The following is a 26,762-nucleotide window of genomic DNA, read 5'->3' on the forward strand; positions in this document are numbered from 1 at the left end:
CCCCCGGTTCAGGAGGCCAGTTGCCGCTTGTCATAGACCGAGTCGATCAGGCCGTACTCGGCTGCGCGCGAGGCGCTCATGAAGTTGTCACGCTCGGTGTCACGCTTGATGGTTTCGAGATCCTGGCCGGTGTGATAGGCCAGCAGCTCGTTCAGACGGGCCTTGATATTGAGGATTTCCTGGGCGTGGATCTCGATATCGGTGGCCTGACCCTGGAAGCCGCCCAGCGGCTGGTGGATCATCACGCGCGAGTTAGGCAGGCAATGACGCTTGCCCTTGGCACCTGCCGCCAGCAGGAAGGCGCCCATGCTGCAGGCCTGGCCGATGCAGATGGTCGAAACGTCCGGCTTGATGAACTGCATGGTGTCGTAGATCGACATGCCGGCGGTGACGGAACCGCCCGGCGAGTTGATGTACAGATGGATATCCTTGTCCGGGTTTTCCGCCTCAAGGAACAGCAGTTGCGCAACGACGAGGTTGGCCATGTAGTCCTCTACCGGGCCAACCAGGAAGATCACTCGCTCCTTCAACAGGCGCGAGTAGATGTCGTAAGCGCGTTCGCCACGGGCGGACTGCTCGATAACCATCGGGACCAGGCCGCCTGCGGCCTGGATGTCAGAGCTCTGCTGAATATAAGAATTGCGGGACATGTCCTGCGCTCACTCCCAAATAGTCATGGCTTGAATACGCACAAGCCAGCTCGAAGGCTGGCTTGTGGAGGTTTCCTACGAGAGAAGACCGTTACTCAGCAGCGGCAGGCGCCTCGGCTGGTTTGACGGCTTCTTCGTACGAGACCGATTTGTCGGTCACAGTCGCTTTCTGCAGAACAGTATCTACAACTTGTTCTTCCAGCACAACCGAACGCACTTCGTTCAGTTGCTGGTCGTTCTTGTAGTACCAGGCGATGACCTGCTCAGGCTCTTGGTAAGCCGAAGCCATTTCTTCGATCATCTCGCGAACCTTGGCGTCGTCCGGCTTCAGCTCGAACTGCTTGACCACTTCGGCCACGATCAGGCCCAGCACGACGCGGCGCTTGGCTTGCTCTTCGAACAGTTCGACTGGCAGCTGCTCAGGCTTGATGTTGCCACCAAACTGCTGAACAGCCTGCACGCGCAGACGGTTGACTTCGTTTTCCAGCAGGGCCTTTGGCACTTCGATCGGGTTGGCGGCCAGCAGACCGTCCATGACCTGGTTCTTGACCTTGGTCTTGATCGCCTGACGCAGCTCACGCTCCATGTTCTTGCGAACTTCGGCGCGGAAGCCTTCCAGCGTCGATTCCTTGATGCCGAACTGGGCGAAGAACGCTTCGTTCAGTTCTGGCAGTACAGGTGCCGAAACGCTGTTGACGGTGATGGTGAACTCGGCGGCTTTGCCAGCCAGGTCCAGGTTCTGATAGTCCTCTGGGAAGGTCACGTTGACAACGCGCTCTTCGCCAGCCTTGGCGCCTACCAGGCCCTCTTCGAAGCCTGGGATCATGCGGCCGGAGCCCAGCACCAGCAGGGTGCCCTTGGCCGAACCACCGGCAAACGCTTCACCGTCGACCTTGCCGACGAAGTCGATGTTGACCTGGTCGTCATTCTGCGCAGCGCGCTCGACGGCCTCGAAGCGGGTGTTCTGCTTGCGCAGCACTTCCAGCATGTTGTCCAGGTCGCTGTCAGCCACTTCGGCGCTCAGGCGCTCGACCTTGATCGACTCGAGGCCCGCAACAGTGAACTCAGGGAACACTTCGAAGATGGCGACGAACTCCAGATCCTTGCCCTTTTCGAAGGACTTGGGCTCTACAGCCGGGGCGCCAGCCGGGTTCAGCTTCTGCTCGACGATGGCTTCGTAGAAGGAAGCCTGGACCAGGTCACCGAAAGCCTCTTGACGGGCGTCCGCCTCGAAACGCTGACGGATCACGGTCATCGGTACCTTACCAGGACGGAAGCCCGCAATCTTGGCGCGCTTGGCAGTCTGCTGCAGACGCTTGTTGACTTCGTTCTCGACGCGCTCGGCCGGAACGGCGATGGTCATGCGGCGCTCGAGAGCGGAAGTGTTTTCAACAGAAACTTGCATGGATATTCCTCGTTGCACAGACGTTAGCCGGCGTTAGCCCGACTCCAGAATCAAGGGCAAACATTCTAGTGAGTCACGCAGCAGAAGTCACCCCACACGGGACGACTGAAAACAACGCCGGTCGATTAACTTTCAAGGCCCGCACGGCACAGCGCCAGGCCTGCTTCCAATAGGGGCTGCACGGCGCCGGAGGGCGGCCTACAACCGAAATACTTTGTCAAACAACTACCCGCAACGCATTCGCCTCCTTTATTGAGGATCAATGTCGTTGAACTGGCAGTATTCCTCCCATTCCAGCCCCAGCGCCTCGGCTACTTCACGGTGCGTTTCCAGGCGCATGGCCTGCAACTGCTCCGGGGATTCAGCAATCAATTGCAGCGCCAGCTCCCAGGGTTCGATACCCTGCTCCTCGGCGGCATCCTCGAACGCCCACTCGATCTGCTGGGCCTGCTCACGCGCATCCAGCTCGCGGATCTCCTCGAGCAACTGCGGATTGGCGTCGGCAAAGCGCTGCAGCGCCAGGGCCTGACGGGCTTCTTTTGCAATCATCGTGATGTCCTTTGCCGGCCAAACGGGCCGGTGTTTCAACCGGCTGAAATCTAACAGCTTTTATTGGGGTGCCACCAGTGGATTACAAGGGGCAGGAGCTGTTTTGGCCGGGGCGCAACTCATCACCGCTACGCAGCCCCAAAACAAAAAGGCGCCCGATCTCACGATCAAGGCGCCTTTCAGGAATATGGGGTGGACGATGGGAATCGAACCCACGACAACTGGAATCACAATCCAGCGCTCTACCAACTGAGCTACGCCCACCATATTGCGGTCTTGCGGTACAACCTTACAGAAGCATGGTGCGGACGAAGAGACTCGAACTCTTACAGCTTGCGCCGCTGGAACCTAAATCCAGTGTGTCTACCAATTTCACCACGTCCGCGTAACGCTTAAAACAAAGGCGCCAGATGCTATCGAGGCGCCCTTGAAAAATATGGGGTGGACGATGGGAATCGAACCCACGACAACTGGAATCACAATCCAGCGCTCTACCAACTGAGCTACGCCCACCATATTGCATTACAACCTACTTGCTTGCCAAAGCTGCCTAATGGCGCACCCGGCAGGACTCGAACCTGCGACCATCCGCTTAGAAGGCGGATGCTCTATCCAGCTGAGCTACGGGCGCTTAAGCTTGAAGCCTAACCGAACGAGACGCTAACAAGGAACTGTTAAACCACTCATTCTGCCCGACTTAGCCAACCAGTGCTAGGCTGCGCCCGACAAGTGCGGCGAATCTTATAGTCGACCCCGAAAGTCGTCAACACCTTTTTCGAAAAAATTTAAATTATTTAAGGGGTTAGGGGATTTGCCCGACCACCCGCCTTTGCCCTTGGCCCATGTCGTGCGAGAATGCACGTTCTTTATTGTTCCTTCTCGATGGTTAATCACGCGTCTATGACTGCACACCTAATCGATGGCAAGGCTATCGCCGCCAGCCTGCGCCAGCAGATCGCTCAACGTGTCGTGGAGCGTCGCCAGCAAGGCCTGCGTACGCCGGGCCTGGCAGTGATCCTGGTCGGCACCGACCCCGCCTCCCAAGTCTATGTCTCGCACAAGCGCAAGGACTGCGAAGAGGTCGGCTTCATTTCGCAGGCTTTCGACCTGCCCAGCGAGACCACGCAACAAGCCCTGACCGAGCTGATCGACCGTCTCAATGACGACCCGGCCGTCGACGGCATCCTGTTGCAACTGCCGCTGCCGGCACACCTGGACGCCTCGTTGCTGCTCGAGCGCATTCGCCCGGACAAGGATGTGGACGGCTTCCATCCGTACAACATCGGCCGCCTGGCCCAGCGTATTCCACTGCTGCGCCCGTGCACACCGAAAGGCATCATGACCCTGCTGGAAAGCACCGGTCAGGACCTGTACGGCATGAACGCGGTGATCGTCGGCGCGTCCAACATCGTTGGCCGCCCGATGGCCATGGAACTGCTGCTGGCCGGCTGCACCGTGACCGTCTGCCATCGCTTCACCAAGGACCTGGCCGGCCATGTCGGGCGTGCCGACCTGGTGGTCGTGGCTGCCGGCAAGCCGGGCCTGGTCAAGGGTGAGTGGGTCAAGGAAGGCGCCATCGTCATCGACGTGGGCATCAACCGCCAGGAAGACGGCAAGCTGGTCGGCGACGTGGTCTACGAGACTGCCCTGCCCCGCGCCGGCTGGATCACACCGGTGCCGGGCGGCGTCGGGCCGATGACCCGGGCGTGCCTGCTGGAGAACACGCTGTACGCGGCAGAAGAGCTGCACAAGTAATACCGCGTAATGCGAAAACGGCACCTTTTGCAGGTGCCGTTTTTTTTGCCCGTGACAAATGACCTCTTCGCGGACGAGCCTGCTCTTGCAAGCGGTTGTCCGCCCCCAGGGGGCGGGGAAGCCACCACGGTGTTCAGCCGATCACTTCCTGGCCGCCTCCCAAGACTTCAGCAGTTCGTTGTAGCTGACGGTCTCGCCCATGGGCTTTTCGTTGGCCAGCTTGGCTTTCGGCGCACCCGGCTGGTCGAACCAGTACTGGGCGTCCTTCTCCGGATTCAGCTTGGGTGCACACGTCGCCTGGGCATTGGAGCGTTGCAGGCGCTCCATCATGCGGTCCTGGTCGCGGGCCAGCCCATCCAGGGCTTCCTGCGGGGTCTTTTCGCCACTGGCGACTTCGGCGATATGGCTCCACCACAATTGCGCCAACCGCGGGTAGTCCGGCACGTTGGTGCCGGTCGGCGTCCACTGCACCCGCGCAGGGCTGCGATAGAACTCCACCAGCCCACCGAGCTTGGGCGCCAACTCGGTCATGGCCTGGGAGTTGATGTCCGACTCACGAATCGGCGTCAGGCCGACGATGGTCTTTTTCAGCGATACGGTCTTTGAGGTGACGAACTGGGCGTACAGCCACGCCGCCAAGCGTTGCTTCTCGGGGGTGGACTTGAAGAAGGTCCACGAGCCGGTGTCCTGGTAGCCGAGTTTCATACCCTCTTCCCAGTATGGCCCCTTCGGTGAAGGCGCCATGCGCCACTTCGGCGTGCCGTCGGCATTCACAACCGGCAAGCCGGGCTTCGTCATGTCGGCGGTGAACGCGGTGTACCAGAATATCTGCTGGGCAATGTTGCCTTGCGCCGGCACAGGGCCGGCTTCGGAGAATGTCATGCCCTGCGCTTCCTTGGGCGCGTAGGCACGCATCCAGTCCACGTACTTCTGCGTGGCATAGACGGCGGCCGGCCCATTGGTATCGCCGCCGCGGGTCACGCTGGAACCCACCGGATGGCAGTCCTCCACGCGAATGCCCCATTCATCGACCGGCAAACCATTGGGCAGGCCTTTGTCGCCGCCGCCGGCCATCGAGAACCAGGCATCGGTGAAGCGCCAGCCCAGTGACGGGTCTTTCTTTCCGTAGTCCATGTGCCCGTAGACACGCTTGCCGTCGATCTCCTTGACGTCTTCGGTGAAGAACTTGGCAATGTCCTCGTACGCCGACCAGTTCACTGGCACTCCCAGTTCATAGCCGTACTTCTCTTTGAACCTGGCCTTCAACTCAGGCCGTTCGAACCAGTCGGCGCGGAACCAGTACAGGTTGGCGAACTGCTGGTCGGGCAGTTGGTAGACCTTGCCATCGGGCGCGGTGGTGAAGGAAATACCGATGAAGTCCTTCAGGTCGAGGGTCGGCGAGGTGTAGGCTTTGCCCTCGTTGGCCATCAGGTCGGTGATCGATTCCACTTTGCCGTAGCGAAAGTGCGTACCGATCAGGTCGGAGTCGTTGACCCAGCCGTCATAGATGTTCTTGTCCGACTGCATCTGCGTCTGCAGTTTTTCCACCACATCGCCTTCCTGCAGCAGGTCGTGGGTCAACTGGATGCCGGTGATCTCACTGAAAGCCTTGGCCAGCACCTTGGACTCGTATTCATGGGTGGTGATGGTTTCCGACACAACGTTGATCTTCATCCCGCGAAACGGCTCGGCTGCTTTGATGAACCACTGCAATTCGGCCAACTGCTGTTCGGGGGTAAGGGTCGAAGGCTTGAACTCGCTGCCGATCCATTTCTTTGCCGCCTCTTCGTACTGGTCGGCCCAGGCTGTGCCTTGCACGCTGGCCAGTACCAGCAACGCGGCCAGGGTCAAATGTCGCCTGTTGTGTTTGTTGTCGAACATTGTGATCTCCCGTTTCAGTTATCCCACAGGGCCGCTTGCTCAGCCCCAGCGCAACACCACCGCCAGCCACGCCAGCGACAGCAGCGAGGCCACCCACAATGGCCAGTCGCTGACACCGACCACCAGCAGGTGCAGGTAGGCGCTGGCCAGCAGGCCGATGAACAAACGGTCACCACGGCTGGTGACCAGCGGCAAAAAGCCCCGTCGCTCTACGCAGGGGCGACGCAGTTCAAGCAATGTCATGCCCAGCAGCAACAGGCCCACAGCGGCGAAGAACAGCGCTGTCGGCAGGGTCCAGGCCATCCACTCCATGTGTTGCCCTCCTCACACCCGGCCCAGGGCGAAGCCCTTGGCCACATGATTGCGCACGAACCAGATCACCAGCATGCCCGGCAAGATGGTCAGCACCCCCGCCGCCGCCAGCACACCCCAGTCGATGCCCGATGCCGACACCGTGCGGGTCATCACCGCGGCAATCGGCTTGGCATTCACCGAGGTCAGGGTGCGCGCCAGCAGCAGTTCGACCCAGGAGAACATGAAACAGAAAAACGCCGTGACGCCGATGCCGGAGCCAATCAGCGGTATGAAGATCTTCACGAAGAAGCGTGGAAAACTGTAGCCGTCGATGTAGGCGGTTTCGTCGATTTCCCTTGGCACGCCCGACATGAAACCCTCCAGGATCCACACCGCCAGCGGTACGTTGAACAGACAATGGGCCAGCGCCACGGCAATGTGGGTATCGAACAGCCCGATCGACGAGTACAACTGGAAAAACGGCAGCAGGAACACCGCCGGTGGCGCCATGCGGTTGGTCAGCAGCCAGAAGAACAGGTGGCGGTCGCCGAGAAAGCGGTAGCGCGAGAACGCATAGGCCGCGGGCAACGCCACGAGCAGTGAAATCAGCGTGTTCAGGCACACGTAGTACAGCGAGTTGATGTAGCCGCTGTACCAGCTGGCGTCGGTGAAGATCACTCGGTAGTTGTCGAGCGTGAACGCCTGCGGCCACAGGGTCAGGCCGCCAAGGATCTCGGCGTTGCTCTTGAACGACATGTTCAGCAACCAGTAGATCGGCACCAGCAGGAAGAAGAAGTACAGCAGCAGGGCCATTGATTTGCGTGTGCTCATGGCCTAGTCCTTGTCGGCATGGGTCATGGCTGTGTAGAACAGCCACGACACCAGCAGGATGATCAGGAAGTACACCAGTGAAAACGCTGCCGCCGGCCCCAGGTCGAACTGCCCTACGGCCATACGCGTGAGGGTCTGGCTGAGGAACGTGGTCGCATTACCTGGCCCGCCGCCGGTCAGCACGAACGGCTCGGTGTAGATCATGAAACTGTCCATGAAGCGCAGCATCAACGCGATCACCAGCACGTTCTTGAGCTTGGGCAGCTGGATATGGCGAAACACCGCCCAGCCCGAGGCCCGATCGATGCGCGCGGCCTGGTAGTACACGTCGGGGATCGCACGCAGCCCCGAATAGCACAGCAGAGCCACCAACGAAGTCCAGTGCCACACATCCATCACCAGCACGGTGAGCCAGGCGTCGAACGGGTCACCGGCATAGTTGTAGCTGACCCCGAGCTTGGCCAGGGAAGCGCCGAGCAGGCCAATGTCGGCCCGGCCGAAAATCTGCCAGATAGTGCCGACCACGTTCCACGGGATCAGCAACGGGATAGCCATGACGATCAGGCACACCGAGGCCATACGGCCTTTGGTTGGCATGGCCAGGGCGATGCCTATACCCAACGGAATTTCGATCAGCAGTACACAGGCCGAGTAAATGAACTGGCGCAGCAATGCGTCGTGCAGCGCCGGGTCGCGCAGTACCTGGCGGTACCAGTCGGCACCGACGAAGTAGCGGCTGGACTGGTCGAAGATGTCTTGCACCGAGTAGTTGACCACCGTCATCATCGGCACCACCGCGCTGAACGCGACCAGCAGGAACACCGGCAGCACCAGCCACCAGGCCTTGTTGTTCGGCACCTTGTTGTTCATGGCCCGGCCTCCAGCAGCACATCGTCGACATACAGCATCAGCCACTGCGCCGGCAGGCTGACCCAGGCCTTGTCCACAGGCAACGGGCGGTCCTCGCCCAGCCTCGCCTTGAGCGCGACACCGCCCAGTTCGAGGGTGACGATGCGATAGGTACCCAGGTCTTCGACGTCCAGCACCCGTGCCGGGTAGGCACCCTCGAACGGGCTGTCCCACAGCTGCACGAACTCCGGGCGAATGCCCACCTGCAGCCGCCCGCCCGCCAATGCAGCCAGGCGCTCGCACAGACCATCGGGCAGTGCCAACTGGACATCGCCGAACACCACCGCGCCCGCCTCGGCACGCACGTCGATCAAGTTCATGCCCGGGCTACCGATGAAATAACCGACGAACGTATGCCGCGGGCGCTCGAACAGCTCGCGCGGTGTGCCGAACTGGACGATGCGTCCACCGTGCATCACCGCGATCTTGTCGGCGAAGGTCGAGGCCTCCAACTGGTCGTGGGTGACGTAGATCATGGTGATGTTGAACTGCTCATGGATCTGCTTCAGCTTGCGCCGCAGCTTCCACTTCAGATGCGGGTCGATCACCGTCAGCGGCTCGTCGAACAGGATCGCCGACACGTCATCGCGCACCAGGCCACGCCCCATGGAGACTTTCTGCTTTTCATCGGCGGTGAGGTTGCGTGCTTTCTTGCGCAACACGGCAGTCAGCTCGAGCACTTCGGCAATTTCTTCCACCCGGGCACGCACCCGGGCTTCATCGAGCCCCTGGTTGCGCAAGGGGAAGGCCAGGTTGTCGAACACCGTCATGGTGTCGTACACCACCGGGAACTGGAACACCTGGGCGATATTGCGCGCCTGCGGGGACAGCTGGTTGACCGGCTTGCCGTCGAACAGCACCTCGCCATGAGACGGCGTCAGCAGCCCGGAAATGAGATTGAGCAAGGTCGACTTGCCGCAGCCCGACGGCCCGAGCAACGCATAGGCACCGCCCTGTTCCCACACATGTTCGAGTGCGTGCAGGGCATAGTCTGCCTCGCTGGCGGGCTGGCGGCTGTAACTGTGCGCCAGCTGGCGCAGGCGGATTTCGGCCATCACCCTCTCCTCGCCTGACGCAGCCCCGGGGCCTGCACCAACACCCCGGCGCTGTCGAAAACGAACAGCTTGTGCGTGGGGATGAACACGCGTATCGGCGTGTCCACCTGGTATTCGTGCACCCCGGGAAGGTGCAGCACCATGCGCCAGTATTCGTTGCGCACATGCAGAAATGTTTCTGACCCACTGATCTCGGCCAACTCCACCAGCACCGCCAGCTCCAGGTCATCGTCATGGGCCGGCACCAGCGCGATATGGCTGGGGCGCACGCCGAAGCGGTAGTCACCTTCGGCCAGCGGCTCCAGGTCGGCATTGCGGGCAAAGTGCACGGTCTGGGCCAGGCTCACCTCGTTACCCGTGATACGGCCAGACACCAGGTTGATCGGCGGCTCGGAAAACAGCTCGGCAGCCAGCACGCTGCTGGGGCGCTGATAGACCTCGGCGGTGGGCCCGCTCTGCACGATACGGCCTTCGTGCACAAGCGTGGTGGTGCCGCCCAGTGCCAGCGCCTCGTTGGGCTCGGTGGTGGCGTACACAGCAATGCAATGGCGCGCCGCGAACAGCTCGCGCAGCTCCTGGCGCAGGCCTTCGCGCAACTTGTAGTCGAGGTTGACCAATGGCTCGTCGAAGAGGATCAACGAGGCATCCTTGACCAGTGCCCTGGCCATCGCCGTGCGTTGCTGCTGACCACCGGAGAGCTCCAGTGGCAGGCGTTGCAGGTAGGTTTCGATGCGCAGCATCTCGGCAGTTTCCTGCACCCGCCGTCGGATCTGGTCCTCGGCCATGCGCGCCTGGCGCAGCGGCGAGGCGATGTTTTCGTACACGCTCAAGGTCGGGTAATTGATGAATTGCTGATACACCATCGACACATTGCGCTGACGCACCGGCACACCGGTGACGTCCTGGCCATCCATCAGCACCCGCCCCCGGTCCGGACGGTCCAGCCCGGCCATCAGGCGCATCAGGCTGGTCTTGCCGGCCAGGGTGCGACCCAGCAGCACATTGAACGAACCGGGCTCGAAACGCAGTGACGCCTCGACGATCCACGGCTGGTTGTCGACGCTACGGCTGACCTGCTCCAGCACCAGGGACATGGCGTGGCCTTTTTGTGATTGTTGTCTGCCGGCTACAGCCAGTTCCGTGCCAGTCCTTGCCCGGTGCTCTGGTTCGGGGCCTGGGTGGCAGCGCTGGCAAATCGCGGGCGCGCAGGTGAACACAATCACTGCACAACTGGACACTGGCCAGTTTGACAATGAACAGCCGTGAACAACACTGAACGGCGGTCGACCCATGACAACAATCACACAGGACAGGCCCATGGCCGCATCCGCTTCGACCCACACCCGCCTGATCCAGGCTTCCTGGGACCGCTGCCGCGACCACGGCCTGCAGCCGCAGCATGCGCCGGACTTTGACTGCCTGTCCTGCGCCGAGCTCAGCGCCCTGCTGGAGCGGCGCCAAAACCTGCTACGCCTGACCCGCGAGGAAGTGCTACCGCACTATGCGCACCTCTTGGGTAACGCCAGCTACCTGGTGATGCTGGCCGATGCCAGCGGCTGCCTGCTCGACAGCTGGGGCTCGCGGCGTTTCATCGAACCGCGCCAGCACCATGGTTTCAGCGCCGGCGCCCATTGGCACGAACGTGGCGTCGGCACCAATGCCCTGGGCACCACACTGATTTGCGCCGAAGCGATTCACGTCGGCCAGGACGAACACTTCCTGCGCCAGAACCGCTACATGTCCAGCGCCGCCGCCCCCCTGTTCGACGCCGCACGGCAGCTGGTCGGGGTGCTCGACGTAGCCAGCGACGGCTACCTGCCGGCCAGCCAGACGCTTGGGCTGGTGCGCATGATGGGCCAGAGCCTGGAAAACCGCCTGATCCTCGCCGAACATGCTGACCAGCATGCACAACTGATCTTCAACAGCGCCTCCGACAACCTCGACAGCCCTTGGGCCGGCCTGCTGGTGTTCGATGAGCGCGGACAGGTGTTGGCTGCCAATCACCGGGCCGATAGCCTGCTCGGCGTAAACCCGCTGCAGCAAAACATCGAGCAACTGTTCCAGTTACCCCTGCAACAGCTGCTCAGCCATCCCCGACAGCAGCCCTTCGCTCTGCAGGCCACCGGGCGCAACCGCTTTCACTGCCAGTGGCACCCCCCACGCGAAACCATTCGACGCCCCGAAGCCGGCAACGCCGAGCCGCGCCTGGAAAAAGCCTTGAAACAAGCCGGCCTGCTATTGGAGAAGGACATCCCGGTGTTGGTGGAGGGCGAAACAGGCGTAGGCAAAGAAGTGTTCGTCGACACCCTGCACCGGGCCAGCAGCCGCGCCAGGCAGCCGCTGGTTGCCGTAAACTGTGCGGCGATCCCGGCCGAACTGGTGGAGTCGGAACTGTTCGGCTATGACAAAGGCGCGTTCACCGGCGCCCACCACAAGGGCAACCCGGGGCTGATCCGCAAGGCCGACCACGGCATCCTGTTTCTGGATGAGATTGGCGACATGCCACTGCCCACCCAGGCCCGCCTGCTGCGCGTACTGCAGTCGCGCAGCATCCAGCCGCTGGGCAGTGGCGAACCGGTGCCGGTGGATATCCGCGTGGTGTCGGCGAGCAATCGCAACCTGGCCGAAGAAGTGCGCGCCGGGCGCTTTCGCCAGGACCTGTACTACCGCATCGCCGGCCTGACACTGGTGCTGCCTCCCCTGCGCCAACGCGCTGACCGGCGCCAGCTGATTGAGCAGGTGCATGCCCGCTACCGCGAGCCCGGGCAACCTGCGCGGCTGCCCCCGGCCATAATCGACCTGTTCGATCAACACCCCTGGCCGGGCAACCTGCGCGAACTGGTGAGTGTGCTACAGGTCGCGTTGGCCCTGGCGGCCAACGGACCGGTCGGCGTCGAGCACCTTCCAGCGGGTTTTCTGGCCGAGTCGAAAACACCGGTGCCGATAGCGACTGAAGAGACGGACCTGCAGAGCCTGGTCGAGCAAGCCAATGGCAACCTGTCGGCGGTGGCCCGCCAACTGGGTATCAGCCGCACCACACTGTACAAGCGGTTGCGTAAGCGATGAATCGATTGACCCTGAAGCGCGCCGCACAGCAGGTTTTCGAAGCCACCCCTGATCGACAGCAGGTGGCGCCCCCGTGCAGGTCAAGACCACGGCCCGCTGATGAGCTTCAAGGGTCACGCCACTGCACTGGCTGCCGGTAGGCCTGTGCCCAGGCTTGCACGTCACTGGCGGGCATCGGCCGGGCGATGCAGTAACCCTGCGCCAGCTCGCAGCCCAGGCCCATCAGTACCCGACCGTGCTCGACACTCTCCAGCCCCTCGGCAATCACCTCGCGGCCAAACGCCCGCGCCAGGCCGATCACCGCCTCCGTCAGCGCCAGGTCGTCCTGGTCATGAAGGATGTCACGCACGAACGACTGGTCGATCTTGATCGTCTGGGTCGGCAAGCGTTTCAGGTAACTCAAGGACGAATAACCGGTGCCGAAATCGTCCAGCGAGAAACGCACACCCAACGCACGGCAGGCATCCAGGCAGCGGCTGACATGCTGCAGGTTGTCGATGGCCACTGACTCGACGATTTCCAGGTCCAGCAGCACCGGGTCCACCGCCGGGTACGCTGCCAGCAACTGCTGCAGGCGTTCGGCAAAGTCATTGCGCTGCAAATGCCGCGCGGCAATATTCACGCTCAGCGACCAGGGCTGCCCTTGGCGCTGCCAGGCCTGCAACTGGCTCAACGCCTGCCCGATCACCCACTCGCCGATTTCGACGATCAGGTCGGTCTGCTCTACCCAGGGCAGGAAATCGCCAGGCGGCACCACACCACGGCCTGGCCGCTGCCAGCGCAATAAGCCCTCGAAGCCCAGTACCTTGCCACTGCGCAGGTTGACCTTGGGCTGGTAGTAAAGACACAGCTCACCGTTGCGCAGCGCCCGGCGCACGCGCGCCACGGTCTGGTGGGTGGCCTTGAGCTCCTGTTCCTGCGACACGTCGAACCGATGGTAACGGTTGCGCCCGCGCTGCTTGGCCACATACATGGCCTGGTCGGCGTGGCGCACCAGGGTGTCGGCATCTTCGTCATCCTGCGGGTACAGGGTCACGCCGATACTGGCGCTGAGCGACAGTGTATGCTCACGCACCACACAGGGCGCCGCCAAGGCACGCAACACCCGCTGCAGGGCTGCATGCAGCTGGTGCTCATCATCGACATCGCGCAGGATCAGCACGAATTCGTCGCCCGACAGCCGGGCCACGGCATCCCCACCACGCAGGATACTCTTCAGGCGCTGCGCCACTTCCACCAGCAGCAGGTCACCCACGGCATGCCCGTAGCCGTCGTTGACCGCCTTGAAACCATCCAGGTCGAGCATGCACACCGCCAGCGAGATGCCTTCGCGGCGCGAGTAGGCCAGGGCCTGGTTCAGCAGGTCGGACAGGTAGGCGCGGTTAGGCAGGCCGGTGAGCACATCGTGGCCCACCCGCCACTGCAAGGTATGCAGCAGCTGGCGCTTCTCCGTGACGTCAAAGCGGATCGACACATACTTGCGCACCTGGCCTGTCAGCGGATCGACCAGTGGCACCATGGTGCTGTCGACCCAGTACAACGAACCGTCCTTGGACCGGTTGCAGATTTCGCCCTTCCACACCCGCCCGGCGACCAAAGCCCGCCACATGCCGACAAAGAACGTCGGTTCATGCAGCCCGGAATTGAGGATGCGGTGGTTGGCCCCCAACAGTTCTTCACGGCTGTAGCCCGAGATGCTGCAGAACTGCTGATTGACGTAGGTGATGTTCCCACGCAGGTCGGTTTCCGAAAAGATTGCGGCCGCGTCCACGGCCGCGCGATAGTTATCATCCATAAAGCATCCTGCCTTAGCGGTTGAAGCGCTCCACCAGGGCGCGCAATCCGGCGCACACGTGTTCCAGTTCGGTACCGCGCGAGGCGGCGGCGTTGGCGCTGTGGGCGCTGTGCTGGGCAATACCGGCTACGCCGTTGATCTGCCGCGAAACATCTTCTGCCACCGCCGACTGCTGCTGCGAGGCGGTGGCCATCTGCTGGCTCATGTCGCTGATGCGCTGTACCGCGTCACGAATGCCATGCAGCGCCTGTCGGGCTTCCTGCACCTGGGCAACGCCTTGCTCGGCACCGTCGATGCCTCGGCTGGCGATCGCCACGGCTTCCTCGGCGCCACTGCGCAGGGCATCGATGATGGCCTGGATGTGCAGGGTGGACTGGCGGGTCTTGTCGGCCAATGCCCGGACCTCGTCGGCGACCACGGCAAAGCCCCGGCCCTGCTCGCCCGCACGGGCAGCCTCGATGGCGGCGTTGAGGGCCAGCAGGTTGGTTTGCTCGGCAATGCCGCGGATCATCCCGGCTGCCTCGGCGATGGCGCCGGTCTGGCCCGCCAGGTGGCTGACCGCCTGGTTGATCTGCGTCACAGTGCTGGCCAGGTTACGAATGGCCGTGCCGCTGGCATCGGCCACCTGGCTACCTTGCTCGGCCAGCAGGTGCGCCGTGTGTGCCTCGGCGGCGGTCAACTGCACGTGGTTGGCGACTTCGCCAATGGAGGCGGCCATCTGGTTCATTGCAGTGGCGCTCAGGTCGGTTTCGGCACGCTGCTCCAGCAATGCCGTCTCGGTGCTGCGCGACAACTGCCCGGCATCGCGAGCGGCCACGGCCATTTGCCCCGCCAGATCGCTTAGCCGCGTCAATGCGGTTTTCAGGCGTGCCTCTTCGCTGATCAGCATCAGTTGCAACTGCCCGGCAGCACCCGACAGGTCGCTGTAGGTCAAGGCTGCAACCGGGTCGGCGAAGGCACCTTCGGCCCCCTGCACGATCTGCTGCAGCTGCCGCCCGAGGGCATTGCGCGCCCATAGACCGCAGGCCACGAACAGCCCCACGGTCAGCCCCTGCCCCACCAGGCCAGGCCACAACTGATTGGCACCCACCGCCAGCAGCCCACCGGCCAGTGGCAAGGCCAAGGCCTGCGTCAGCAAGCTCAGACGGCGCGGCGCCGACAATGCCGCCTGACCGTTGCGTAGCCGCGCATAGAGGGCTTCGGCACGGGCTACTTGCTCCCGCGTGGGGCATACGCGCACCGACTCGTAACCCACTACCCGCCCACCTTCGAGGATGGGCGTGACGTAGGCATTGACCCAGTAGTAGTCGCCGTTACGGCAGCGGTTCTTGACGATACCCATCCAGCTCTTGCCGGCTTTCAGGTAGCGCCACATCAACTCGTACACCGCCGGCGGCATGTCCGGGTGGCGCACCAGGTTGTGCGGGCTGCCGATCAGTTCGGCCTCGCTGTAGCCACTGATGGCGGCAAACTCAGGGTTGCAGTAGGTGATCAGGCTGGCGGTATCGGTAGCAGAAATCAGCCGCTGATCGGTGGGGAAACGTTGCTCGACCGGGGTTACCGGCAGGTTGAGGCGCACGATGAGACTCCATTCGATGACAAGCCGGTACCCAGTACATCGACGGCCATCGGAACCGATTCATGAGGATCCGTTCCAATGGGCAAAAGCGCTTCCTGCCGTTACGGCACGAGGCCGAACGGTACAAGGAAGGTGACGATGACTGACCGGTCAAGCCATGAATTCTACGAAATTCATCACGTAAATAAAACAAAGGTGATCGATCATGGCGTTGCGCCACATTGATAGATATCGTTAAGTTCTTGATTCTAAATGGGAATTAAGCGATGACGAGATCAGCTTTGGGTATCGCCCTGCGCCGCTACCGCAAGCTGGCGGGCCTGACCCAGGCACAACTGGCTGAACGAACCGGCTTCGACCCCAAGACCATCAGCCGTTTCGAAACCAACACCTACACCCCCAGCATCGATGCAATCATGGCGTTTGCCCAGGTGCTGGGCGTCAAGCCCAAGGACTTCTTCGCTGAACCGGACGACGAAGAGGAGCAGCGCGCCTACCTGTTCGGTGTCATCCACAACGCCCCACCCAAAGATCTTGGCAAGCTGATTGCAGCGGTGGATCAGGCACTGGCCAAGCCCTGAGCTATTTCAAGCGCCCCCTTTTACGGCACGCACCGAACTAGAGCATGGCAGGCTGGGTTGCCCCACAACTAGTCAGACCGGTAAGGCCAAAAAACCTTGCAATCAGGTATTTTTCGCGCTTTTATGGCCTCGCGCTGAACAAACCGGTAAGACCACAATAATTAAGTCCTGCGCTCTTTCGCCCCGTGCGGCTACCGAAGCAAGGACACCGATCAGAGACTCCTCCCATGCTCAAATGGTGCTCGCGTTCGATTTTCCTGCAAGTCGTACTCGGCCTTGCCCTCGGCATCGCCTGCGGTCTGAGCTTCCCCGACCTCTCCCTGCAACTCAAACCCCTCGGCGACGGCTTCATCAAGCTGATCAAGATGCTCATCGGCCTGATCGTGTTCTGCGTGGTGGTCAGCGGCATTTCGGGTGCGGGCGACCTGAAAAAGGTCGGCCGCATCGGCCTGAAGTCGGTGATCTACTTCGAAGTGCTGACGACCCTGGCGCTGGTGATCGGCCTGGTGTTCGCCTTCACCAGTGGCATTGGCAGCGGTGCCAACATTCACCTGGATCAACTGTCCGCCGCCGATGCCAACGGCTTGGCCGAGCGCGGCCAGCACATCCATGGCGCCACGGCGTTCTTCATGGACCTGATCCCCACCTCGGTGATCGGTGCCTTCGCCGACAACAACATTCTTCAGGTGCTGCTGTTCTCGGTGCTGTTCGGCAGCGCGCTGAACCTGGTGGGTGACTCGGCCGCCGGCATTTCGCGACTGATCAACGAACTGAGCCATGTGATCTTCCGCATCATGGGCATGATCGTGCGCCTGGCGCCGATCGGCGTGTTCGGCGCCATTGCCTTCACCACCAGCAAGTACGGCCTGGCGTCGCTGCAGCACCTGGGCGGGCTGGTGGCGCTGTTCTACCTGACCTGTGCTGGCTTCGTGCTGATCGTGCTGGGCACCGTCATGCGCCTGTCGGGCCTGAAACTGCTGCCGTTGATCAAGTACCTGCGTGAAGAGCTGACCATCGTCCTGGGCACCGCCTCTTCCGACGCTGTGCTGCCACAGATCATGCGCAAGCTTGAGCACCTGGGCATCGGCAGTTCCACGGTCGGCCTGGTGATCCCTACCGGCTACTCGTTCAACCTCGATGGTTTTTCCATCTACCTCACCCTGGCGATCGTGTTCATCGCCAACGCCACCGGCACGCCACTGGAAATGACCGACCTGCTGACCATCCTGCTGGTGTCGTTGGTGACTTCCAAGGGGGCTCACGGCATCCCAGGCTCGGCACTGGTGATTCTTGCCGCCACCCTGACTGCGGTACCGGCGATCCCTGTGGTTGGCCTGGTACTGGTGCTGGCGGTGGACTGGTTCATGGGTATCGGCCGGGCGTTGACCAACCTGATCGGCAACTGCGTGGCCACCGTGGCCATTGCCCGTTGGGAGAAGGACATTGACCTGGAGCGTGCGCAGAACGTACTCGACGGCAAGCCTGGCTTTGCCCCCACGCCCCGCAAGCAACCCAATGCCCATCAACAGGAATTCTGAGCGAACGTGGCCGGCATTGATGCCGGCCCTTCCAGGAGCGAAACGTGATCAGCTCATCAACCGTCGTCAACTCAGTGGTGGAAAAACTCCGCCAGGCCCTGGCCCGCGGCCAATGGCGCACCGGCGACATGCTGCCAGGCCAGCGCGAACTGGCCGAACAACTGGGCATCAGCCGCCCCAGCCTGCGCGAAGCGGTAACCGTGCTGGAAACACTGGGCCTGGTGCGCTCGTTACCCGGCAAGGGCGTGTTGGTGCTGGATGCCGATGCCCAGGCGTCGGGCGTGGAAACCAGCGCAGCGGCCAGCCTGGCCGACGTGCTGGAACTGCGCTACACACTCGAACCGTTCATCGTCGGCCTGGTGGCGCAGTCGGCCAACAGCCAGGACATCGGCCAGTTGCGCCTGACCCTGATGGACATGCGCGAAGCGCTGGAGGCCGATGATAGCGAGGCCGGGGTCAAAGCCTACATAGCCTTCCATGAGGCGCTGTTCGCCCTGACCACCAACCCGATTTTCCAGAGCGTGGTGCAGCAGACCGGCAATGCCCTGAAGCAAAGCGCCGACATGCTGCGCAACTCGCCAGAGCACCTGGCCGCGCGGCTGAAGGAAAACGAAGCGGTGGTGCGCGCCATTCGCGAACGCAGCAGCGCCCAGGCCAGTGCCCAGATGCGTCAGCACATCGTGGCCGAAGGGCTGCGCATGGGCATCGCGTTGAATATCCCGGACGAACATCCACATCCATGACCTCAGGAGAGTGCCCATGAACGCCGCCCCCCACTTGCCTGCCCTGCTCGCGGCCGGCGAAACCCGCCTGTCGGCCGAGCAGATTTATCCGCGGCTGTTCGACGCCATTCTCGAACAGCGCCTGCCGCCGGGCAGTCTGTTGCCCGAACAGGCACTGGGCCATGCCTTTGGTGTCAGCCGCACGGTGATCCGCCGCGTGCTGGGGCGCCTGTCCGACCAGCAGGTGGTGGTACAGCGCCCCAGCCACACCGCACATCTGGCTGCACCCGACCCAGACCAGGCACGTCAGGTGCTCAGTGCCCGTCGCCTGGCGGAAACCACGCTGATCACCCTGGCCGCGCAACGCGCCCGGCCGGCGCAGGTGCGCCAGCTACGGCAACTGGTGGAGCGCGAGCGCCAGCACCATGAGCGTGGCGAACGCTGCGCAGCGATCCGCCTGGGCGGCGAGTTCCACCTGAAACTGGCGCAGGTGGCGGCCAATGCACCACTGGCGCGATTTCTCAATGGGCTGGTGCCGATGACCTCGCTGATCATCGCTCGCTACGAAACGCCGTGCTGCGATCACTGCGCGTGGGAAGAGCATGCGGCAATCATCGATGCCGTGGAGCAAGGTGATGCCGAAGCGGCGCTGGGGTTGATGCACAGGCACCTTGACCGTCTGGAAGAAAAGCTCGACCTGGAATAACCCGACCAAACGGACGCGATCGCTCCCACGCAGGCCGCGCTCACGCAACCATCTGCATCTGAGCGGATGCGGGCGATGGGCTGCACAGCAGCCCCAATAACCCCACCCTATACTTCGAGAACCACCCCAGCCTCTACCAGGGAGGCGGTCGCGTGAGTTCTCGAGTCCTCCTGTTGCTCTGCCTTCTGCTGGCCCTCGGCGGTTGTGCCAGCAAGCGCCCCGCTGCCCCGCCGCCACCCACAATACTCACTCCCGCGGCCTGGCAACGCATCGATCAGGAACTGATAGAAGCCTCGGCCGGTGCCGCCGGCTCGGCCAACGACTATGCCCGGCGCTCCATGCGGGTGTGGAAGGAGCAAGTGCAGCAACGCACCGAAAGCGACTTCATCCCCTGGTTCACGGGTTACTGGACCCAGCAGTGGCTGACCCTCAAGGTGGCCTGGTACAAGCTCGACAGTGGCGAGGGTCGGGAACCGGCAGAAAAACGCCTGGCCCTGTACCTGCAGGAGCAGTATCACGCGCGGGTGATCGAGCCGGTAGCCGAGCAGATCAACCCCGAGGGCATCCGCGACCGCGCCTGCGAACTGTACCTGCAACTGCTCGGCCAGCAACTGCCGGCCATCATCAGCCGTTACAACGCGCCGCCCGAGCAGTTCAGCCAGCGCCTCAACCGTATCCCCGCCATCGCCCTGGGGCCACCGGATGCGCGCAATGCCAGCCTGTATCAGCTGCTGCGGGCCAAGTCACTGGACCAGCAGCCGGCCTGGCAAGCCATGCGCCAGCACTTGCATCAGCAGGCCAGCAAAGGCCCCGGCAGGACCGATGTCGGGCTCAACTCGGTGGCCACCCAGGCCAGCGAAAAGCTTGGCGCCACCCTGGCCCCACGCGGTATCGCCAGTGCCGTGGCATCGGCAGTGGGCAAGGTGGCAGGGGCGATGATTTCGATTGCTGCAGCCGGTTACGGGATGATGACCCATGACCGTGATCACCCGCAGATGGTCGAACAACTGCGGGTGATCCTGAACGTGGCGTTGAACCAGGAATGGCAGGAGTTGATGGAGAACCGCCAGAGCGGGGCCATGGCGGGGGTCTATTACCTGTCGGGGCAGGTTGAGGACAGCTTGCTGGCCAGTGCGCCGCGGCCGGTGGAGCAGCAGGTCGAGCAACAGCAAGCGCCTTTGATCATTCGCCTGCCACCTTAGAGGCGGCCTGTGCCGGCTCCTTCGCAGTGCAAGGCTGTATCAAGCTGTGGCCAGGGCAGCGCTTGGCAAGCCAAACACACGATCAAACGCCCAGTTGTAGGCAAAGGTGTAGCACGGCACCAGGATGATGAACGCCAAATCCACCAGCAGCGCCTCCAGCAATGTCATGTCCAGCCACCAGGCAATCAGCGGAATCAAGTAAACCACCAGGGTCAACTGGAAGCCGATGGCATGCACCACCCGCCGCGCCACGCTGCGTCCCCGCTTGGCCTGGCGGCTCTCCCAGTACTCGAACAGGGTGTTGTAGATCAGGTTCCAGAGCATGGCGATGGTGGTGATCATCACCGCCAGCGGCCCGGTATGCGACGCCTGCGTATCTGACAGGTAGGCCAGCCCGAGGGTCGACATGCACAGCCCGATCAGTTCATAGAAAGTCACGTAGACCAGCTTGCGTTTCAATCCCTGCACCCAGGTTACCTCCAAAGACAAAAAGCGACGGGGCGATCATGCTTCAACGCACTTGACAGCAAAAGTCAGCAGCTGTCAGATCAACTGACAGGAGGCTGCCATGAACTTTTCCAGCGACAACATCCAGCTGTTTCTGGCCGTGCTCGACAACGGTTCGTTTTCTTCCGCTGCGCGCGCCCTCAAGCGCGTGCCGTCAGCCGTGAGCATGGCCATTGGCAACCTTGAAGCAGAACTTGGCTATAGCCTGTTCGAACGTGGTCCGCGTGAAGTTCGCCCAACCGCGCAGGCCTTGGCCCTTGAGCCACACGCCAGGCTGATTGCCGAACAACTCGGGCTGCTACAGGTTCATGCCCTGGAGTTGTCCCAAGGGCTGGAGAGCAGCCTGACCCTGGCGGTGGTACCCGACATCGATCACCGCCCGCTGCTGGCGGCCATCGCCAACCTCGGTGAGCGCCACCCCTTGCTGGACATTGCCCTGGTCAGCGCCCCGCAGGAAGAAGCCCTGCACTTGCTGGACAGCGGTCGTGCCGACCTCTGCGTAGCCTTTGCCGGCCTGCAGGTCGATGCCCGCCGCGGCTTCCAGCACATCGGCATGGAGTCGCTGGTAGCCACCCTGTCGCCGGCCCACCCGGCCTTGCGTGAGGGACGTATCCACTACCTTGAGGACCTGACCCAGGTGCGTCAGATTCTGGTGCGCAGCCGCGATCTGCCACTGGCTGACCCTCGCCCGCTGATCGGCGCCACACACTGGTCCACCGACAGCTTCGACCTGGCGCTGCAGATGGTTGAAGCTGGCTTGGGCTGGGGTGATCTGCCGTTGTCGCGGGTCGCGCCGCTGCTGGCCAGCGGGCGTCTGGTGCGCCTGGAGTTCCGCAATACACACAACGCGTTGCAACTGCCCGTGCATATCCTGTGGCGCAAACAACAGCCGCTGCAGCAAGCCGCACGCCTGCTGATCGAGCAGTTGGCTGACCCGTGACTGCCGTCCGTCGAAACGCCTGTAAGAAATTTCTCTAAGCACTTCAATCTTTTACCCCTCGAGCCGATATCTCGGTCGACAGGCCCCGCATCGCGTCATGAGCGCGTTGCGCCCTCCCCTCATTGGCTCAAGGTCTCGAAACATGAACCTGAAATTTCGCCACAAGATCCTGCTCAGCGCCTGCGGCGTCGTGGTCCTGGCATTTGCCCTGTTCACGCTCTACAACGACTACCTGCAACGCAATACCATCCGCCAGAATATCGAAGCCTCGGTGCAGCAGTCCGGTGCACTGACCGCCAGCAGTGTGCAGAACTGGATGAGCGGGCGCATTCTGGTGCTGGAGAACCTGGCCCAGGACATCGGTCAGCAAGGCGCCGGCGACACCTTGGCAGGGCTGATCGAGCAGCCGTCCTACACGCGTAATTTCCTGTTCACCTACCTGGGCCAGGCCAACGGCGAATTCACCCAGCGCCCGGATGCCCAGATGCCCGCCGGTTACGACCCGCGCCAGCGCCCTTGGTATGGCGCCGCCGCCAACGCCGGGCAGACCGTGCTGACCGCCCCGTACCAGGGGGCAGTCGGTGGCCTGATGGTGACCATCGCCACGCCGGTGAAGAGCAAGCGCAATGGCGAACTGATCGGTGTGGTCGGCGGTGACGTTACCCTCGACACACTCGTCGAGATCATCAACTCGGTCGACTTCGGCGGCATCGGTCACGCCTTCCTGGCCGACGCCAATGGCCAGGTGATCGTCAGCCCGAACAAAGACCAAGTGATGAAGAACCTCAAGGACATCTACCCAGGCAGCAACCTGCGGGTTGCCGCCGGCATGCAGGATGTCACCCTCAACGGCCAGGACCGCATCATCTCGTTCGCCCCGGTGGCCGGCCTGCCTTCGGCGCAGTGGTACATCGGGCTGTCGATCGACAGGGACAAGGCCTATGCCGCGCTCAGCCAATTCCGTACTTCGGCGATCATTGCCATGCTGATTGCCGTGGCCGCCATCGCCGGCCTGCTCGGCCTGCTGATTCCGGTGCTGATGAGCCCGCTGACCACCATGGGCCGCGCCATGCGCGACATCGCCGAGGGTGAAGGTGACCTTACCCGCCGCCTGGCCGTGCAGAACAAGGACGAGTTCGGCGAACTGGCTACCTCGTTCAACCGCTTTGTCGAGCGTATCCATGCCTCGATCAGCGAAGTGTCCTCGGCCACCCGCCTGGTGCATGATCTTTCGGAAAAAGTGGTCAGTGCGTCCAATGCGTCGATCAGCGGTTCTGAAGAACAAAGCATGCGCACCAACAGCGTCGCTGCGGCCATCAACGAACTGGGCGCCGCCACCCAGGAAATCGCCCGCAACGCCGCAGATGCTTCGCAACATGCCAGCGGTGCCAGCGAACAGGCGCACGGTGGCCGTGAAGTGGTTGAAGAAGCCATCAGCGCCATGACGGCCCTGTCGCAACGGATCAGCGAGTCGTGCGCGCAGATCGAAACGCTCAACGCCAGCACCGACGAAATCGGCAAGATCCTCGACGTGATCAAGGGCATTTCCCAGCAGACCAACCTGCTGGCACTGAACGCCGCCATCGAAGCGGCCCGTGCCGGTGAAGCCGGCCGTGGCTTTGCCGTGGTGGCGGACGAGGTGCGCAACCTGGCGCACCGTACCCAGGAGTCGGCGGAAGAAATCCACCGCATGATCACCAGCCTGCAGGTGGGCTCGCGCGAAGCGGTGCACACCATGAACACCAGCCAGGTTTCCAGCGAACAGACCGTGCAGGTGGCCAACCAGGCCGGCGAACGCCTGGCCAGCGTGACCCAGCGCATTGGCGAAATCGATGGCATGAACCAGTCGGTGGCGACAGCGACCGAAGAACAGACTGCCGTGGTCGAGAGCCTCAACCTGGACATCACCCAGATCAACGCCCTGAACCAGCAAGGGGTGGAGAACCTCAACGAGACCCTGCGCCATTGCGACCAGCTGGCCCAGCAGGCCGGGCGTTTGAAGCAGTTGGTGGGCAGCTTCAGGATTTAAACGCCGGGTTCAGGCGGCAACGGCCTATGCCTGTTGTCGCCTGTACCAGCCCCTTATGCAGCCACCGCCTTCGCAGCCCTGCCCCGCCGTACCCAGGCCAACAATACCGCCGTCATCAGCACAAAGCCCAGGTAGCCAAACAACGGGTACACTTCGCCCACCAGGCTGATGAACCCCACCAGGCTGCAGCCGAACGCCACCACCCCGGTCACCACCGAGCCCCAGCGGAACTTCGTCGTGCCCGCCGGTAACAGCCGCGAGAGGAAGGAAAACAGCGTGCCCACCGCGGTGTTGACGATCATGCCGAAGATGATCAGGCACATCACCAGCCCCAGCAGTGGTGACACTTCGTTGGCAATCGACAGCATGGGCATCGGCTGGTCGGCCACACTGTCCAGGCGCGACAGCAGCCCGGCACTCATCACCAGCATCAGGCCGCCTAGCGCTGCACCACCGAGCAGGCCTCCCCACACCGCAGCTTTCTCGCCCTTGGCCGAACCGCCCAGAATGGCCAGGATCGGCGCACCCGCGACGATGTTATACGATACATACAAGAACGCCCCCAGCAGCCAATGGCGGGTGCCGGCCTGTTGCTGGCTGGCCACCTGATCGAGCGCAGCAAAGCTCTGCTCGCGGGTGATCACGGCATACAGCGCTATTGCCGAAGCCACCAGGATCAGCAAGGGGGTGATGGCGCCAATTGCAAGTATCATCTTGCGCACGTCCAGGCACACGATACCGACTACCACCAGCGTCACCAGCACGCTGCCAGTCAGGGCCGGGATGCCGAACTGCTGCTCCAGCAAGGCACCACCACCGGCCAGCATGACCACGGTGACGGCGAACATGAAAAAGGTGATCAACCAGTCGACGAACATGCCCAGGTGACGGCCGCAGATGGCCAGGATCACATCCTTGTGCGAGGTGGCCTGCTGGCGATTGCCCAGCCCCGCCAATGCCATGCCGAGGAAGGTGAACAAGGCGGCGCTGACCAACGCGCCAGCCAACCCCCACACGCCGAAATCGACAAAGAACAACAACAGTTCCCGCCCTGAAGCGAACCCCGCCCCCACGATCACGCCGACAAATGCGCCGGCGATCTTCAGCTGCTCTTGCATGTGAACCTCTGGATTTATTGTTGTTTTGTCATCGCCGTCGCATACCGGTTGTAGGGGCGGCCTTGCAGCCCATCGCGACACAAGGCCGCCTCTACACGGGCTCTTTGCCCGGTCAGGCGTCGCCGACGAACGCCTGCACTTCGATCTCCACATCCACGCCCAGGGCCAACGCCGAAGCCACGGTGGAACGCACCGGTAGCGCGGCGCCGAAGAACGCCTTGTACACCTCGTTGAAGCCGGCGAAATGGCGCATGTCCGACAGCCAGACCGTGGCCTTCACCACCTGGTCGAGACGCGCGCCACAGGCCTCCAGGCTTTCGGCGATGCGCTCGCAGGCAGCACGGGTCTGGGTCTGGATATCACCGCGCACCACTTCGCCGCCAGCGCTCATCGGCACCTGCCCGGAGAGGAACAGAAAGCCACCGGCCTTTACGGCGCGGGAAAACGGGAACGGCAAGCTGCTGGGGAAACGCTGAATGTCATTGCTCATGGGATGCTCCTTTCAGGGTTGCTGGAAACGGGCCGGGGACAGGCGCTCGGGCGCCACGCCCTGGCTGACAAGGTCGGGACACACGGGCTGGCCCATCAGCAAGTCGGCGGCCAGGCGCGAGGCCCCCGCTGCCGACTGGATGCCATAGCCACCCTGGGCCGCCAGCCAGAAAAACGCGGGTGCATGCGCATCGAAACCGATCACCAGGTCGCCGTCGGCAACGAATGAACGCAGCCCGGCCCAGGTGTGGCTAGGGCGGCGGATCGCCAAGGTGGTCATGGCTTCAATGTTGTAAATACCCAAGGCCACGTCGAACTCGTCGGGCGCGGCATCCTGTGGCTCAACCGGGTCGGCATTGGCTGGAGACCCCAACAGTTGGCCGGCATCAGGCTTGAAGTAGAAGCTTTCATCGACGCCAATCACTGCAGGCCAGCGGGCAAAGTTTTGTTCTGCCGGGCCGGGGAAGGTGAACGCGCTACGGCGGCACGGTTGCAAGCCGATGCGCGCCACCCCGCACTGCTCGGCCACACGGTCCGCCCAGGCACCTGCAGCATTGACCAGACATCGGGCCTGCAAACGGCTGCCATCAGCCAACTCCACCTGCCACACGCCGTCCAGGTAGCAGGCCTGGATCAGCTCGGCGTTGCAGCGCAGTTCACCGCCGGCGGTGCGATAACCCCGCAAGAAGCCTTGGTGCAAGGCATGTACATCAAGGTCCATCGCACCTGGCTCAAGCACCGCGCCGGCCAGGGTTTCGCCACGCAGGCTGGGTATCAGTGCCAAGGCCGCGTCCCGGTCCAGCAGGCTGACTTCTGTGCCATTGGCCAGGTTCTGCGCGTAAGTTTGCTCAAGCAGTTCACGTTGCTCCAGGCTGGCCACATACAGACAGCCTCGCGGCTCCAGCAGCGGGTGCTCGCAGAAGCCCTGCGGTGGCGCTTCGTAGAAGGCTCGGCTGGCGCGGGTCAGTGCCTGGATCTGTGGGGTGCCGTAAGCCTCCATGAACATGGCCGCCGAACGCCCGGTGGAATGGTAGCCAGGCTGCGATTCACGCTCGACCAGCAGCACGCGCTGCTGACCGGCCAGGCGGTAGCCCAGCGAGGCGCCGGCGATGCCAGCACCGATGATCAGGGTATCGTAGGTCGGGGTCATGCACGCTCCTG

At 62.7% G+C, this 26,762-nt stretch carries 23 protein-coding genes, 4 tRNA genes and 3 pseudogenes; 10 read left to right on the forward strand and 20 right to left on the reverse strand.

The features are described 5' to 3' along the window. Nucleotides 1-8: 8 nt before the first annotated feature. From clpP to I8746_RS05760, 7 genes are all read right to left on the reverse strand, one after another. Nucleotides 9-650 carry an ATP-dependent Clp endopeptidase proteolytic subunit ClpP gene (gene clpP, locus I8746_RS05730; protein ID WP_003259400.1) on the reverse strand — a complete coding sequence of 214 codons (642 nt, stop codon included), beginning with the start codon at nt 648-650 and terminating at the stop codon, nt 9-11. 91 nt (nt 651-741) lie between these two features. After that, the gene (gene tig / locus I8746_RS05735) at nt 742-2,055 is read right to left on the reverse strand and encodes a trigger factor (RefSeq protein ID WP_003250238.1); all 1,314 of its coding nucleotides are present in this window, start codon (nt 2,053-2,055) and stop codon (nt 742-744) included. Between the two features lie 249 nt (nt 2,056-2,304). Then, nucleotides 2,305-2,604: a DUF6388 family protein gene (locus I8746_RS05740; RefSeq protein WP_012053070.1), complete on the reverse strand. Its 300-nt coding sequence runs from the start codon at nt 2,602-2,604 to the stop codon at nt 2,305-2,307. A gap of 188 nt (nt 2,605-2,792) precedes the next feature. Continuing rightward, a tRNA-His gene (locus tag I8746_RS05745) sits at nt 2,793-2,868 on the reverse strand. A gap of 36 nt (nt 2,869-2,904) precedes the next feature. Further along, a tRNA-Leu gene (locus tag I8746_RS05750) sits at nt 2,905-2,989 on the reverse strand. Between the two features lie 52 nt (nt 2,990-3,041). Continuing rightward, a tRNA-His gene (locus tag I8746_RS05755) sits at nt 3,042-3,117 on the reverse strand. Between the two features lie 41 nt (nt 3,118-3,158). Beyond that, nucleotides 3,159-3,235: transfer RNA gene (locus I8746_RS05760), tRNA-Arg, on the reverse strand. Between the two features lie 269 nt (nt 3,236-3,504). Between I8746_RS05760 and folD the strand changes: the two genes are divergently transcribed. Further along, entirely contained in the window at nt 3,505-4,359 is an 855-nt protein-coding gene (gene folD, locus I8746_RS05765; protein WP_003250234.1) for a bifunctional methylenetetrahydrofolate dehydrogenase/methenyltetrahydrofolate cyclohydrolase FolD, read from the forward strand. A 141-nt stretch (nt 4,360-4,500) separates the two neighbouring features. Here the strand turns inward: folD and I8746_RS05770 are convergent, their stop codons facing one another. The 6 genes from I8746_RS05770 to I8746_RS05795 are packed head-to-tail and all read right to left on the reverse strand — an operon-like array spanning nt 4,501 to nt 10,423. Then, a complete protein-coding gene (locus I8746_RS05770; protein WP_003250232.1) occupies nt 4,501-6,240 on the reverse strand; it encodes an ABC transporter substrate-binding protein in 1,740 nt (579 codons plus the stop codon). A gap of 39 nt (nt 6,241-6,279) precedes the next feature. Next, on the reverse strand, nt 6,280-6,552 hold the full coding sequence (locus I8746_RS05775) for a DUF2160 domain-containing protein (protein WP_003250230.1): 273 nt from the start codon (nt 6,550-6,552) through the stop codon (nt 6,280-6,282). A gap of 12 nt (nt 6,553-6,564) precedes the next feature. After that, the gene (locus I8746_RS05780; RefSeq protein ID WP_003250228.1) at nt 6,565-7,365 is read right to left on the reverse strand and encodes a carbohydrate ABC transporter permease; all 801 of its coding nucleotides are present in this window, start codon (nt 7,363-7,365) and stop codon (nt 6,565-6,567) included. A 3-nt stretch (nt 7,366-7,368) separates the two neighbouring features. Further along, nucleotides 7,369-8,235 carry a carbohydrate ABC transporter permease gene (locus I8746_RS05785; RefSeq protein WP_003250226.1) on the reverse strand — a complete coding sequence of 289 codons (867 nt, stop codon included), beginning with the start codon at nt 8,233-8,235 and terminating at the stop codon, nt 7,369-7,371. Continuing rightward, nucleotides 8,232-9,329: an ABC transporter ATP-binding protein gene (locus I8746_RS05790; RefSeq protein ID WP_012053072.1), complete on the reverse strand. Its 1,098-nt coding sequence runs from the start codon at nt 9,327-9,329 to the stop codon at nt 8,232-8,234. Before I8746_RS05790 ends, I8746_RS05785 begins: the two co-directional genes overlap by 4 nt. Further along, on the reverse strand, nt 9,329-10,423 hold the full coding sequence (locus tag I8746_RS05795) for an ABC transporter ATP-binding protein (protein ID WP_003250223.1): 1,095 nt from the start codon (nt 10,421-10,423) through the stop codon (nt 9,329-9,331). The genes I8746_RS05790 and I8746_RS05795 overlap by 1 nt, the downstream gene beginning before the upstream one ends. Before the next feature lie 223 nt (nt 10,424-10,646). Here I8746_RS05795 and I8746_RS05800 point away from each other — a divergent pair, with 223 nt between their 5' ends. Continuing rightward, nucleotides 10,647-12,395: a sigma-54-dependent Fis family transcriptional regulator gene (locus tag I8746_RS05800; RefSeq protein WP_221100283.1), complete on the forward strand. Its 1,749-nt coding sequence runs from the start codon at nt 10,647-10,649 to the stop codon at nt 12,393-12,395. Between the two features lie 106 nt (nt 12,396-12,501). Here the strand turns inward: I8746_RS05800 and I8746_RS05805 are convergent, their stop codons facing one another. The 3 genes and pseudogenes from I8746_RS05805 to I8746_RS27465 all read right to left on the reverse strand — a co-directional run. Then, nucleotides 12,502-14,190 (reverse strand): bifunctional diguanylate cyclase/phosphodiesterase, encoded by a 1,689-nt coding sequence (locus tag I8746_RS05805; protein ID WP_221100284.1) that lies wholly within the window; start codon nt 14,188-14,190, stop codon nt 12,502-12,504. A gap of 13 nt (nt 14,191-14,203) precedes the next feature. Further along, nucleotides 14,204-15,079 carry a methyl-accepting chemotaxis protein gene (locus I8746_RS27460; protein ID WP_409077995.1) on the reverse strand — a complete coding sequence of 292 codons (876 nt, stop codon included), beginning with the start codon at nt 15,077-15,079 and terminating at the stop codon, nt 14,204-14,206. 360 nt (nt 15,080-15,439) lie between these two features. Further along, a pseudogene (locus I8746_RS27465) lies at nt 15,440-15,769 on the reverse strand (PAS domain-containing protein); the annotation flags it as partial. Nucleotides 15,770-16,035: 266 nt separating this feature from the next. Between I8746_RS27465 and I8746_RS05815 the strand changes: the two are divergent. The 5 genes from I8746_RS05815 to I8746_RS05835 all read left to right on the forward strand — a co-directional run bounded on the left by I8746_RS05815 (nt 16,036) and on the right by I8746_RS05835 (nt 20,518). Then, nucleotides 16,036-16,350, forward strand: a complete 315-nt coding sequence (locus tag I8746_RS05815) for a helix-turn-helix domain-containing protein (RefSeq protein ID WP_012053077.1) — start codon at nt 16,036-16,038, stop codon at nt 16,348-16,350. A gap of 227 nt (nt 16,351-16,577) precedes the next feature. Next, nucleotides 16,578-17,888 (forward strand): C4-dicarboxylate transporter DctA, encoded by a 1,311-nt coding sequence (locus I8746_RS05820; RefSeq protein ID WP_012053078.1) that lies wholly within the window; start codon nt 16,578-16,580, stop codon nt 17,886-17,888. Between the two features lie 44 nt (nt 17,889-17,932). Next, nucleotides 17,933-18,631: a FadR/GntR family transcriptional regulator gene (locus I8746_RS05825; protein WP_003250211.1), complete on the forward strand. Its 699-nt coding sequence runs from the start codon at nt 17,933-17,935 to the stop codon at nt 18,629-18,631. Nucleotides 18,632-18,647: 16 nt separating this feature from the next. Further along, complete coding sequence (locus I8746_RS05830; RefSeq protein WP_003250210.1) at nt 18,648-19,316, forward strand: GntR family transcriptional regulator; 669 nt, start codon at nt 18,648-18,650, stop codon at nt 19,314-19,316. A 152-nt stretch (nt 19,317-19,468) separates the two neighbouring features. After that, nucleotides 19,469-20,518, forward strand: a complete 1,050-nt coding sequence (locus I8746_RS05835; RefSeq protein WP_088512915.1) for a hypothetical protein — start codon at nt 19,469-19,471, stop codon at nt 20,516-20,518. A gap of 39 nt (nt 20,519-20,557) precedes the next feature. Here I8746_RS05835 and I8746_RS05840 read toward each other — a convergent pair whose 3' ends face one another. Continuing rightward, nucleotides 20,558-20,986: a PACE efflux transporter gene (locus I8746_RS05840; RefSeq protein WP_012053081.1), complete on the reverse strand. Its 429-nt coding sequence runs from the start codon at nt 20,984-20,986 to the stop codon at nt 20,558-20,560. Nucleotides 20,987-21,086: 100 nt separating this feature from the next. Here I8746_RS05840 and I8746_RS05845 point away from each other — a divergent pair, with 100 nt between their 5' ends. The 3 genes and pseudogenes from I8746_RS05845 to mcpA (I8746_RS27475) form a co-directional block, all read left to right on the forward strand. Beyond that, nucleotides 21,087-21,965: a LysR family transcriptional regulator gene (locus I8746_RS05845; RefSeq protein ID WP_003250205.1), complete on the forward strand. Its 879-nt coding sequence runs from the start codon at nt 21,087-21,089 to the stop codon at nt 21,963-21,965. A gap of 142 nt (nt 21,966-22,107) precedes the next feature. Beyond that, nucleotides 22,108-23,139 (forward strand): annotated as a pseudogene (gene mcpA, locus I8746_RS27470) (methyl-accepting chemotaxis protein McpA); the annotation flags it as partial. A 258-nt stretch (nt 23,140-23,397) separates the two neighbouring features. After that, nucleotides 23,398-23,994: pseudogene (gene mcpA / locus I8746_RS27475) on the forward strand (methyl-accepting chemotaxis protein McpA); the annotation flags it as partial. Between the two features lie 53 nt (nt 23,995-24,047). Here mcpA (I8746_RS27475) and I8746_RS05855 read toward each other — a convergent pair. From I8746_RS05855 to I8746_RS05865, 3 genes are all read right to left on the reverse strand, one after another. Beyond that, nucleotides 24,048-25,112, reverse strand: coding sequence for a membrane protein (locus I8746_RS05855; RefSeq protein ID WP_014753855.1), 1,065 nt, complete (start codon nt 25,110-25,112; stop codon nt 24,048-24,050). A 112-nt stretch (nt 25,113-25,224) separates the two neighbouring features. Next, a complete protein-coding gene (locus I8746_RS05860; protein ID WP_003250199.1) occupies nt 25,225-25,602 on the reverse strand; it encodes a RidA family protein in 378 nt (125 codons plus the stop codon). Nucleotides 25,603-25,614: 12 nt separating this feature from the next. Further along, complete coding sequence (locus I8746_RS05865; RefSeq protein WP_014753856.1) at nt 25,615-26,751, reverse strand: FAD-binding oxidoreductase; 1,137 nt, start codon at nt 26,749-26,751, stop codon at nt 25,615-25,617. Between the last annotated feature and the right edge of the window lie 11 nt (nt 26,752-26,762).

The sequence above is a fragment of the Pseudomonas sp. USTB-Z genome (assembly GCF_019691255.1).
In the GTDB taxonomy this organism is placed as follows: domain Bacteria; phylum Pseudomonadota; class Gammaproteobacteria; order Pseudomonadales; family Pseudomonadaceae; genus Aquipseudomonas; species Aquipseudomonas alloputida.